At 39.4% G+C, this 11131-nt stretch carries 10 protein-coding genes; all 10 read left to right on the top strand.

All coding sequences use genetic code 11. From position 1 onward, the window contains the following. Positions 1–481: 481 nt before the first annotated feature. The 10 genes from HMPREF9078_RS09405 (at position 482) to yidC (ending at position 11002) form a co-directional block, all read left to right on the top strand. Entirely contained in the window at positions 482–1417 is a 936-nt protein-coding gene (locus HMPREF9078_RS09405; RefSeq protein WP_034543469.1) for a DUF368 domain-containing protein, read from the top strand. A gap of 1 nt (position 1418) precedes the next feature. After that, positions 1419–2750 (top strand): MFS transporter, encoded by a 1332-nt coding sequence (locus HMPREF9078_RS09400; RefSeq protein WP_009420455.1) that lies wholly within the window; start codon positions 1419–1421, stop codon positions 2748–2750. A 2-nt stretch (positions 2751–2752) separates the two neighbouring features. Continuing rightward, positions 2753–2980, top strand: a complete 228-nt coding sequence (locus tag HMPREF9078_RS09395; RefSeq protein ID WP_002672970.1) for a hypothetical protein — start codon at positions 2753–2755, stop codon at positions 2978–2980. A 113-nt stretch (positions 2981–3093) separates the two neighbouring features. Next, complete coding sequence (locus tag HMPREF9078_RS09390) at positions 3094–3420, top strand: YtxH domain-containing protein (RefSeq protein ID WP_009418037.1); 327 nt, start codon at positions 3094–3096, stop codon at positions 3418–3420. A 6-nt stretch (positions 3421–3426) separates the two neighbouring features. After that, entirely contained in the window at positions 3427–3795 is a 369-nt protein-coding gene (locus tag HMPREF9078_RS09385) for a phage holin family protein (RefSeq protein ID WP_009420453.1), read from the top strand. Then, positions 3782–4024, top strand: a complete 243-nt coding sequence (locus HMPREF9078_RS09380) for a DUF6327 family protein (protein ID WP_002672980.1) — start codon at positions 3782–3784, stop codon at positions 4022–4024. The genes HMPREF9078_RS09385 and HMPREF9078_RS09380 overlap by 14 nt, the downstream gene beginning before the upstream one ends. Positions 4025–4041: 17 nt before the next feature. Then, positions 4042–5331: a rod shape-determining protein RodA gene (gene rodA / locus HMPREF9078_RS09375; protein WP_009420452.1), complete on the top strand. Its 1290-nt coding sequence runs from the start codon at positions 4042–4044 to the stop codon at positions 5329–5331. Positions 5332–5333: 2 nt separating this feature from the next. Further along, the gene (locus HMPREF9078_RS09370) at positions 5334–7094 is read left to right on the top strand and encodes a MutS domain V protein (RefSeq protein ID WP_009420451.1); all 1761 of its coding nucleotides are present in this window, start codon (positions 5334–5336) and stop codon (positions 7092–7094) included. A gap of 401 nt (positions 7095–7495) precedes the next feature. Beyond that, entirely contained in the window at positions 7496–9115 is a 1620-nt protein-coding gene (locus tag HMPREF9078_RS09365) for a CTP synthase (protein ID WP_009420450.1), read from the top strand. A 21-nt stretch (positions 9116–9136) separates the two neighbouring features. Next, positions 9137–11002, top strand: coding sequence for a membrane protein insertase YidC (gene yidC / locus HMPREF9078_RS09360; protein ID WP_009420449.1), 1866 nt, complete (start codon positions 9137–9139; stop codon positions 11000–11002). The last annotated feature ends 129 nt before the right edge of the window (positions 11003–11131 follow it).

Genomic DNA, 11131 nt, shown 5'->3' with positions numbered 1-11131 from the left:
TCACAGTATGGACTTTCCCAAAATTTCAGACTTTGGCAAAGCTGAAAGCTCCCAATAGTCTCTTTCTTACCTCCATTATATCCTTAATTTAAATTTGTCTTTTGTTGGTTCATTGTTCGTCTTTCATTCGTCATTTGTTCGTCTTTTCTTCGTCTTTCGTTCGTCATTTGTTCGGCTTTTGTTCGTCTTTTGTTCGTCTTTTGTTCGTCTTTCGTTCGTTCATTGTTCGTTGTAGACCCACTGTAGAGCCACTGTAGACCCACTCATCGTTCGTTTATCCTATAAGCTTCCTATAAGCTTTATATAATCCTCTCCCAATTTCTCCATTAACCACTAACCATTAACCATTAATCACTAACCATTAAACTTGCTCCCAAAGTGAATAACAAAGATTTTTAAACTTCTATCTTTTTGGTCAATGAATATTATTTTATTACTTTTGCACCCGTTAAGTTCAATATTGAAACAGAAACCGTTCTTTATGAAACGTACATTTTTAGATTACTTTTTTATCACCCTCAAAGGGCTCGCTATGGGTGCTGCCGATGTAGTACCAGGAGTCTCAGGGGGAACTATTGCCTTCATTTCGGGCATCTATGAGGAGTTAGTCGATTCTATCAGCAAAGTAAACTTACAAGCCTTCAAACTCCTTTTTACAAAAGGGTTAGTTGCTTTCTGGAAACACATCAATGGGAACTTTTTTGTAGCTCTCCTTGCAGGGATAGGTATCAGTATCCTTTCGCTTGCCAAAGGTATGAAATGGCTGTTAGAAAATCACCCCATAATGGTATGGTCTTTCTTCTTCGGACTAATGATTGCAAGTGTCTTTTTCCTAACAAAAGAAATAAAACGTTGGAATCTCGCCGCTGTCTTAACTATGATAGTTGGAGGGATTGTTGCTTATATTATCACTGTTATTCCTCCCTTGGTAAATGGCAGTAACCAAAGTATTATCTTTATCTTTTTCTGTGGTGCCTTAGCCATTTGCGCTATGATACTCCCAGGTATATCGGGAGCTTTTGTATTGGTGCTTCTGGGGGCTTATCACACTGTTTTAGATGCACTTAGTTCTTGGAATTTTAAAGTGATTGGCGTTTTTGCTATTGGGGCTATCACAGGTATTCTTAGCTTTTCAAAAGCCTTAAAATGGTTATTTGCTAAATTCCGAAACCTTACCTTTGCAGGACTCACAGGCTTTATTATTGGGTCACTAAACAAAGTATGGCCTTGGAAAGAAACTCTGGAAACAGATCCTACTAATGGCAGTGTGATATGGGAAAAAAGCATATCGCCTTGGGCTTTCAAAACAATCACCAATACCAATCCGCAAATCCTAACTGCTATCTTATTGGCTATTATAGGTTTCTGTGTGATTTACTCTATTGAAAAGTTAGGCGCAAAACGCACTCAAAATTAATATGAAACCATTAGAACGAGGACATAAAAAACTACTCAATGCGTGGGCTTTTTACGATTGGGCTAACTCTGTCTATTCTCTCACCATTGTCTCTACTATCTTCCCTATTTTCTACGGATTGTTATTTCGTATTGCAAAGCTCACCCATATTGAGCTCTTTGGAATGGTGATTAAAAGCACTTCTGTGATTGCTTTTGTAACCGCTTTAGCTTTTGCAGTAGTGGTAGTACTCTCCCCTATCCTCAGTGGTATCGCCGATTACTTAGGGAATAAAAAGAGCTTTATGCGCTTTTTCTGCTATTTAGGAGCTATTTCTTGTGTAGGGTTATATTGGTTTTCCTTAGAACATATTTACTTCGGACTCTTGTGTTATTTTTGTGGCGTAGTAGGCTTTTGGGGGAGTATCGTATTCTATAATTCTTATTTACCCGATATCGCCCTCCCTGAACAGTACGACGCCGTAAGTGCCAAAGGCTACAGCTTAGGGTATACAGGTAGTGTATTATTACTTATTTTTAACCTCATAATGGTAATGAAACCACAATGGGTAGGCTTTGCTACTACTGATGCTGAAACTACTCTCACCACTATGCGCATCTCGTTTATTACAGTAGGAATATGGTGGATAGGGTTTAGTAGTATCCCCTTCTATTATCTTCCCTCTTATAAAAAAGGCAGAGGGGAGTTCAGCAAAAGCATTCTTTTCAACGGTTTTAAAGAACTGCGCAAAGTATGGCAATCTCTCTCAGCTTCTCCTCGTTTGAAGTGGTATCTTATTGCTTTCTTTGTGTACAGTATGGGTGTACAAACCGTTATGCTGATAGCCACTTATTTTGGAGAGCAAGAAATACAATGGGCAAACTCCGAAGAAAGCACTATGGGGCTCATTATAAGTGTACTCATTATTCAATTAGTAGCTATTTTAGGAGCACACCTTACGGTTTTAACAGTGCGCAAATGGGGTAATATTGCAGTGCTCATTGGGCTTAATGTTATATGGGTAGGCATCTGTTTGCTTTCATATTGCGTATATAAACCTACTGAGTTTTATGCAATAGCTATTTTAGTAGGGCTTGTAATGGGGGGCATACAAACGCTATCACGTTCCACCTATTCTGCTTACTTACCCGAAACTAAAGATACTACTTCCTTTTTCAGTTTTTACGATGTAACTGAGAAATTGGGTATTGTAATAGGAATGGGTGTTTATGGTATGATAGACCAATTTACCAATAATATGCGCAATGCTACTATTTCACTAATAGTTTTCTTTGTTTTAGGAATGTTACTGCTTTTTAAAGTGCGAAAAGTAAGTCGTGTAGCTAATGAATGATTATGAAGATATTTTCTGAATTTAGGTTTTTCCTTGAGAAATACGGCTTTGCAGTATCATCGCGTTTAGCCGAGAAGTTAGGAATGCGTGCCAAAGACGTTCGTATTGTTTTTATTTACGGTACCTTTGCCACCTTAGGAGCTTGGTTTGGTGTATATTTGCTTTTAGCATCACTTTTGAAAATTAAGGATTTGTTCTTTGCTAAACGTACCTCTGTATTTGATTTGTAATTATTTTTTTCTTTAAATTTGCACCTTTCAAAAATACTTTGTATATTTGTGCGTTTATTAGAGTATAACTACTAATAAATTTAATCATAAGTAAAACTAAAATTTATTATATTATGGCAAAAACAGGAAACATTTTATTAGGATTGGCAACAGGTGTTGCTATTGGAGTGGGCTTAGGTATTCTCTTTGCTCCTGATAAGGGTAAAGTTACCCGCGAAAAGATTAAAGATAGCGTGAGTGACAAGGCTGAAAAGCTAAAAGAACAACTTGACCGTTTAACTGAGAATGTAAAAGAAAAATCAGCGGAACTAAAAGGCTCTTTGGAAGAAAAAGTAGACACCCTGCTTTCCAAATCAAGCTATAAAGCCGAAGACGTGATTACTTTCTTAGAAAAGAAATTAGCCGCCTTAAAAGCAGCTAACGCTAAATTGCAGAAATAAGCACATATGTCTATCCACTCTATCAAAGAAACTTTTGAGGAAGTTCCTACAAAAGCAAGTACCGCTCTCAATTCGCAGATAGCTTACTATAAATTATTCCTTTTTAGGTTTATAGGTAAATCGTCTTACGGACTTATAACCTTTTTTATAGTATCCTTTGCGAGTTTGTTGGTATTGTTCTTTTTGTCTTTCGCCGGAGCGTATGCTATTGGTGAAGCACTTGGTAGCAATGCCTTAGGTTTTGCTATTGTAGGAGCTTTCTATGTGTTGATTGCGGTAATAGTATTGGCTTTCCGCAAAAAACTTATTGAAAAGCCTCTATTAGAAAAACTCTCTGAAATCTATTTTAAAGCTGAACCCGATGACGAAGAATAAAATCTATAGTTCTTTTGAAGAAATTGATAACGACCTTAAAATACTGCGCTTAGAAAAGGAAATAGACCGACTATCTCTTACCAATCAAGTATCGGCAGTGGCAGAGAGTTTAACTCCTAAAAACTTACTTGCTCACACGTGGCTTTCTTTTTTGTTTAACGAAAGAAGATGGCTAAACTTAGCTATTGAATACGCTATGTTTTTCCTTTTCAGAAGAAAACGCAAATAACCCACTTATAACTTACAATGAGACATAGCCTTGTAAAGAACCTCGATTGGACTTCAGTAATACTATACTTACTATTGGTAATGTGTGGTTGGATAGCTATCTTTTCCACTACTTACAGCGACTTAAACGTTACTTCTATCTTCGACCTCAATCAGTTTTACGGAAAGCAGTTGCTTTTTATTGGGCTTAGTTTCTTGCTTATTATCTTTATCTTAGCCATAGATAGCAGGTTTTATATCAACTTTTCAGTAATATTCTACATCATTTCTATTATACTATTAGCTGGACTGTTTATTTTTGGTAAAGAGACAAATGGAGCTAAAGCTTGGTATGCCTTTGGCTCTGTTACGGTACAACCCAGTGAGTTTGCTAAAGTAGCTACAGCTCTTGCCTTTTCGCGTTATGTGAGCGATATCCACACCGATATTCGCCGTACTCCTGACCTCTTACGGGCTATTGCAATTATTTGTATTCCTGCCGTACTCATCTTATTACAACCCGACGTAGGGAGCTTATTGGTGTTCTTTTCATTAGCTTTTGTACTTTTCCGCGAAGGTATGCCCTCTGCCTTACTCTTCTATCTATTTCTTTCAGGAGTAGTTTTTGTTTCCTCACTAAAGTTTGGAACAACTTTCACTCTGTTTGCTTGTGCAGCTTGTATTGGATTTTACGGCTTTTGGCATAAGAGAAAAACAAAACGCATTCCGTTTCAAAATATATTTATCTTATCGGTTATATGCTTGCTTACGGCGTTTGTTACGCACCCAGTATACGACAATGTACTCAAACAACACCACCGCAATCGTTTGAACTTATGGCTACGTCTTGAAACTGACCCTCAGAAGATAGCTGCAATGAAGCGCGACTTTGCCTATAATACTAATATGGCTGAATCGGCGATAACCTCAGGAGGTACTTTTGGGAAAGGTTTCTTGGAAGGTACTCGTACCAAAGGTAGCTTTATCCCTGAACAACATACCGACTATATCTTCACAACCGTAGGTGAAGAATGGGGCTTTATGGGGACTGCCTTAGTGGTCATACTCTTCTCATTTTTACTATTGCGACTTATAGTACTTGCCGAGCGACAGAAATCTAAGTTTAACAGGGTGTATGGGTATTGTGTGGTATCAATACTGTTTGTGCATTTCTGTATCAATGTCGGTATGGTGATTAGCTTAATTCCTACCATTGGAATTCCGTTGCCTTTCTTCAGCTACGGAGGTTCTGGGCTTTGGGCGTTTACTATTCTGCTTTTTATCTTTTTACGATTAGATGCTAACAGACTGAACGATTGGATTCGATAATAATGACGAATGACAAATTACGAATGACAACAAATTCATATAAAGAAAAACTTTCAGAGGCAACACAGCAATACCTAAAACTTACTAAACAATACAACCAAATTAGCTTCCTCCGATTAGCTGAAATGCTACTTATCATTTGGTCAGTATACAAACTTATAAAAGCTCCATCAGTAGTAATGGGACTATTTTGTATGCTTACTATTGTGGTTTTTCTTCTTTTGATAGTAAAACACAAGAAAATAAGTGCGTTGCGCAGTATCGCTCAAACTAAAATACGCCTCAATGAGCAGGAAATTGCATTTTTAGAACAACATACTTTCTTCACCGATAACGGCAAAGATTTTCAAGAAGAAAACCACCCTTATGCTTACGATTTGGATATTTTAGGTGAACATTCTCTTTATCATTATCTTAACCGTACGCATACTTTCTTAGGCAAAAAACTTTTAGCCAAGCGACTTCTCTCTCCTTCTTCTGAGGACATTATCAACACACAAGAACAGATAAAAGCACTTACTCCCGACCTAAACTGGCGACAAACCTTTACTGCTTATGCTCAACAAATAGATGACAGCAAAGATTTTTACATTAAACTACGCACTTGGGCAAGCAGTACTGCAAAACTATTGAGCAAAACAATGCAATATACTCTCATTGTTCTACCTATATTCCTCATCATAAGTCTTTTGATAGGATATGGAAACGACAACGAACTACTAAAAAGCGTCGGAAAGCTCTTAATCACTGTAAACTTGCTACTGTTTTTCTCTTTTATTGGTAAAATGACGAAAGAAAAACTCGGTTTTGAGCGTACTTATACGATGTTATATGCTTTTAAGGAGTGTATTGCGCAAGTAGAAGCGCGTTTCCCTAAAAAAAACAAACAAGCAAGCGCTAAAATAGCTCAACTTTCCCGATTGTTAGACGATTTGGACAATGTGAGTAATATATTAGTCTCTATACCCCTAAACCTTTTCTCTTTTTATCACGTACATCGCTATCAGCAACTTTTGCAATGGAAGGCGCAATATGCAAGCTGTATTGAAGAATGGTTAGAGTCGGTGGGGGAAACGGAAGTGTTGTGCAGTTTTGCTAATTTTAGTTATAACAACCCTGAATTTGTTTATCCTACCCTCAATAATGATTATGAAATAGCTTTTGAAGCCGTAGGACACCCGCTTATCCCTTCTGAACATCGGATTACCAATGATATTACGTTGGACAAGCACGCTTTTGTATTGCTTACAGGCTCTAATATGTCGGGTAAGAGTACTTTCTTGCGCACTTTGGGGGTTAATATGTTGCTTACCCTTGTTGGGTTACCTGTTTGTGCGCGCAAAGCTGATGTACACCCTTTGCGTTTGCTTGTCTCTATGCGTCTTGCTGATTCGCTTAACGACGGCAAATCGTATTTCTTTGCTGAAATCAATCGTATACAGCAGATAATGGAGACCTTAGAGGACGAACGTTGCTTTGTGCTCTTGGACGAAGTACTACGGGGTACTAATTCAGAAGACAAACAGTACGGCACTATCAAGATTATCGAACGATTGCTTTCCTTACAAGCTTTGGGCGTGCTGGCTACTCACGATATAGAAGTGTGTAAACTTACTGAACAATATCCTCATCAACTTCAAAATAAATGCTTTGAGTCTGACATCACCAATGGAGAACTCACTTTCGACTATAAGTTAAGAGAGGGCGTTTGCCAAAACAAAAATGCTACTTTCTTGATGAAGAAATTGGGAATCATTAGGTAATACCGAATTAATGCCAATAATACCAAAAATGCCAGAAATGTCAAATAAAGATTAGCAAATAGGAAGTGTTGTTAATGGTGAATGGTGAAATTGGGAGAGGATTATAGGAAGCTTATAGGATAAACGAACGATGAGTGGGTCTACAGTGGCTCTACAGTGGCTCTACAGTGGGTCTACGACAAACAAAAGACGAACAAAAGACGAACAAATGACGAAGGAAGAACGAACAAAAGACGAACAATGAACGAAGGAAGAGTGTAGCTAAGTTAGTACTAAGTAGAAGAATACTTGAACGTGTAAGGCAAGTTTCTTCTATTTTTTATGCCTTTAAACTAACATTTTAGGCTTTAAATATTGTTAGTTGGTAATTATTCACTACCTTTGCACCAAATTAAATAGAAATGGCAAATACCAAATATATATTTGTAACTGGGGGCGTAACTTCTTCTTTGGGGAAGGGCATCATTGCGGCTTCGCTTGCCAAGCTCTTGCAGGCTCGTGGCTATAGGGTGACGATACAAAAATTTGACCCTTACATCAATGTAGACCCTGGTACGCTCAACCCTTATGAACACGGCGAATGTTTCGTGACCGAAGACGGTGCTGAGACTGACCTCGACTTAGGACATTACGAACGTTTCCTAAACGTACACACTTCGCAAGCTAATAATGTAACCACAGGGCGCGTTTACCAAAGCGTTATCGAGAAAGAACGCCGTGGTGAGTTCTTGGGCAAAACGGTGCAAGTAATACCACACATTACCAACGAAATTAAGGAACGCATTCAGATACTTGGCAAAACAGGCGAATACGACATTGTGATTACCGAAATAGGTGGTACGGTGGGCGACATCGAATCGTTGCCTTATATAGAATCAGTAAGACAGCTTTTGTGGGACTTAGGAGAGCACAATGGCATCGTGATACATCTTACCTTAGTACCTTACCTTGCTGCGGCGGGTGAACTGAAAACTAAACCTACGCAACACAGCGTGAAAACCCTGATGGAAAGCGGTATTCAAGCCGATATACTGGTTTGCCGTACCGAACACGAACTTTCGGACGAGCTTCGATACAAGCTGGCGCTCTTTTGTAATGTGAAGCGAGAGGCAGTAATCCAGTCTATTGATGTGCCTACTATTTACGATGTACCTAATATGATGCTTTTAGAAGGGTTGGACAAAGTGACACTCAAGAAGCTGAACCTCCCTTGTAAAAACGAACCCGACCTCACCCAATGGAACACTTTTTTGCAACGCTACAAGAACCCCAAACACCGCATAAAAGTAGGGTTAGTAGGCAAATACGTAGAGCTACAAGATGCGTATAAGTCGATTTTAGAAGCCTTTATACACGCCGGAGCGGCGAACGAAGTGCGCGTGGATGTGGAGAGTATTCACTCAGAACACCTCAATGAAGAAAATATAGAAGCCAAATTAGGTCATTTGGATGCTGTGCTCGTAGCCCCAGGTTTTGGCGGTCGCGGTATTGAAGGCAAGATAAAAGCTATTGAATACGTGCGTGAACACCGCATTCCGTTTTTGGGAATTTGTCTTGGGATGCAAATGGCAGTCATTGAATTTGCCCGACACATAGCTGGACTTAAAGGGGCTAATTCTACCGAGATGAATGAGCAAACGCCTTATCCGGTAATCAGCTTGATGGAAAGTCAGAAGGAAATTACTCACAAAGGAGGCACTATGCGCCTCGGGGCTTGGGCTTGTGAGCTTAGCAAAGGCAGTAAGATATACGAAGCCTATGGCAAGAAAGAGATTTCGGAACGACATCGCCACCGCTATGAGTTTAACAACGACTACAAAGAACAGCTCGAAAAGGCAGGATTGCAGTGCACTGGTATCAACCCCGATACGGGTTTGGTGGAAGTGATAGAACTGCCCAATCACCCTTGGTTTGTGGGCGTACAGTATCACCCCGAATACAAGAGCACCGTTGCCAATCCGCATCCGCTATTTGTAGCTTTTGTGAAGGCAGCCTTAAACAATAAACTAAAAAAGAACTAAAACACGGATAAAAACACTTATATGGAAGAAAAAAAATTCGATTTAAAGAGTATTATAGGTTTTACCTTGATTTTTATACTTTTGATGTGGTTTATGAATAACAATAAACCAAGTGAAGAAGAATTAGCTAAACGCAAAGCTCAACAAGAACAACAAGCAAACCAAGCTACTAACACCCAAAAAGACACCCATACCGCTACCTTCCAAGGTGTCCCTACTGATTCGGTAGCCTTAGAAAAGTACAAAGCCAGCTTAGGTGCTTTTGCCTATTCGGCTACTCTACCGTCGGCAAAAGACGGGGTAACTGTATTGGAAAACAAAGACATCAAGCTCACTATCAGCAACCGAGGCGGACAACCCAAGGAGGTTTTGCTCAAAGAATTTAAAACTTATGATTCTTTGCCTGTTTACTTAATTAAAGATTGGAATGCTACTTTTAACCTTAGTTTTACTACTGCTCAGAACCAAACCCTAAGTTCTAAAGATTTATATTTCGAGCCCACGCTAAGCGAAAACAACGGCAACAAAGTGCTTTCGATGAAGCTCAAAACTTCAGAAAACGCTTATTTAGAATATGTGTACACCCTACCAAAAGAGGGTTATATGTTGGACGTGGCAGTGCGCTCACAAGGTTTATCGGGTATTGTGAATACTTCTAAGCCTATGAACATCGACTGGAAGTTACAGGCACGCCGTATGGAGAAGAGCGTCACCTATGAAAACCGTTATACGCAAGCGACCGTGCAGTACGACGGCGACCGCATTAACCGCTTGAGTCAAGGAGGTAATGACGAGCAAAAAGAAGAGAAAGTAAACTGGGTGGCTTACAAACAGCACTTGTTTACATCGGTGCTCATTTCTGACAACCCGTTTGCCAAAGGCGATTTCGTTTCTCACAATATCGCTATGAGCGAAGGAAAAGATGTAAAATACACCAAGAACTTCCTTACTTCTTTGCCTATACAAGCGAAAAGCGGAGAGCTAAGCGAGTCGTTGCACTTCTATTTTGGACCTAGCGATTACAACGTGCTCAAACAGTACAACGACAAGTATGAACTTACTGAGCTCATTCCGTTAGGCTGGGGTATTTTTGGTTGGCTCAACAAATGGTTGTTCATTCCGCTTTACAACTTCCTCACTGATTATTTCTCGGTAGGATTGGTGATTATCTTGATGACCATTATCGTGCGTTTATTATTGTCGCCTATCGTTTACAAATCGTACGTATCGCAGGCTAAGATGAAGGTATTGCGCCCTGAGATTGAGGAAATCAACAAGAAATATGAAGAGCCTATGAAACGCCAACAAGAAACTATGGCGCTCTACAACAAAGCAGGTGTGAACCCGCTCAGCGGTTGTATTCCTGCTCTGTTACAGTTGCCTGTGTTCTTAGCACTCTTTAACTTCTTCCCTACCGAATTTGGATTGAGACAAAAGAGTTTTTTATGGGCTCACGACCTATCGTCATACGATGCTATTTTTGAACTTCCTTTCTCTATACCGTTCTACGGAAGTCACGTGAGTTTGTTTCCATTGTTGGCTTCTGTGGCTATTTTCATCTACTCAATGATGACAATGGCACAGACTGCACAACCTCAGCAACCTGGGATGCCTAATATGAAGTTCCTCATCTACTTATCACCAGTGATGATGTTGTTCTTCTTTAACAACTACGCCAGCGGACTGAGTTTGTACTACTTTATATCTAACCTATTGACCATAGGCATTATGTTGGCTATCAAGTATTGGATTATAGACGAGCAGAAGATTCACGCACAGATACAAGAAAACAAGAAAAAACCTAAGAAGGAAAGTAAATTTCAAGCCAAGATGCGTGAGATGATGGAGCAAGCCGAAGCCCAACGCAAGGCACAACAGAAGAGATAACCGAAGGATTAAAAATAATTATAAGGTACTCCGAGCCCTTAACATAAGGGGGATGGAGTACCTTTTTTAGTTATAGATTAGGAAATTAGAGAATTAGAAAATGAGGAAATGAGAAAATGAGAAAATGAG

It is taken from the genome of Capnocytophaga sp. oral taxon 380 str. F0488 (assembly GCF_000318255.2).
GTDB lineage: Bacteria > Bacteroidota > Bacteroidia > Flavobacteriales > Flavobacteriaceae > Capnocytophaga > Capnocytophaga ochracea.
This window is presented reverse-complemented; position numbering and strand designations above follow the sequence as displayed.

Coding starts and splice junctions, on each gene's coding strand:
- rodA (WP_009420452.1), top strand. CDS start 4,042: ATGAGACATAGCCTTGTAAAGAACCTCGATTGGACTTCAGTAATACTA.
- HMPREF9078_RS09385 (WP_009420453.1), top strand. CDS start 3,427: ATGTCTATCCACTCTATCAAAGAAACTTTTGAGGAAGTTCCTACAAAA.
- HMPREF9078_RS09400 (WP_009420455.1), top strand. CDS start 1,419: ATGAAACCATTAGAACGAGGACATAAAAAACTACTCAATGCGTGGGCT.
- HMPREF9078_RS09380 (WP_002672980.1), top strand. CDS start 3,782: ATGACGAAGAATAAAATCTATAGTTCTTTTGAAGAAATTGATAACGAC.
- HMPREF9078_RS09370 (WP_009420451.1), top strand. CDS start 5,334: ATGACGAATGACAAATTACGAATGACAACAAATTCATATAAAGAAAAA.
- HMPREF9078_RS09405 (WP_034543469.1), top strand. CDS start 482: ATGAAACGTACATTTTTAGATTACTTTTTTATCACCCTCAAAGGGCTC.
- yidC (WP_009420449.1), top strand. CDS start 9,137: ATGGAAGAAAAAAAATTCGATTTAAAGAGTATTATAGGTTTTACCTTG.
- HMPREF9078_RS09365 (WP_009420450.1), top strand. CDS start 7,496: ATGGCAAATACCAAATATATATTTGTAACTGGGGGCGTAACTTCTTCT.
- HMPREF9078_RS09395 (WP_002672970.1), top strand. CDS start 2,753: ATGAAGATATTTTCTGAATTTAGGTTTTTCCTTGAGAAATACGGCTTT.
- HMPREF9078_RS09390 (WP_009418037.1), top strand. CDS start 3,094: ATGGCAAAAACAGGAAACATTTTATTAGGATTGGCAACAGGTGTTGCT.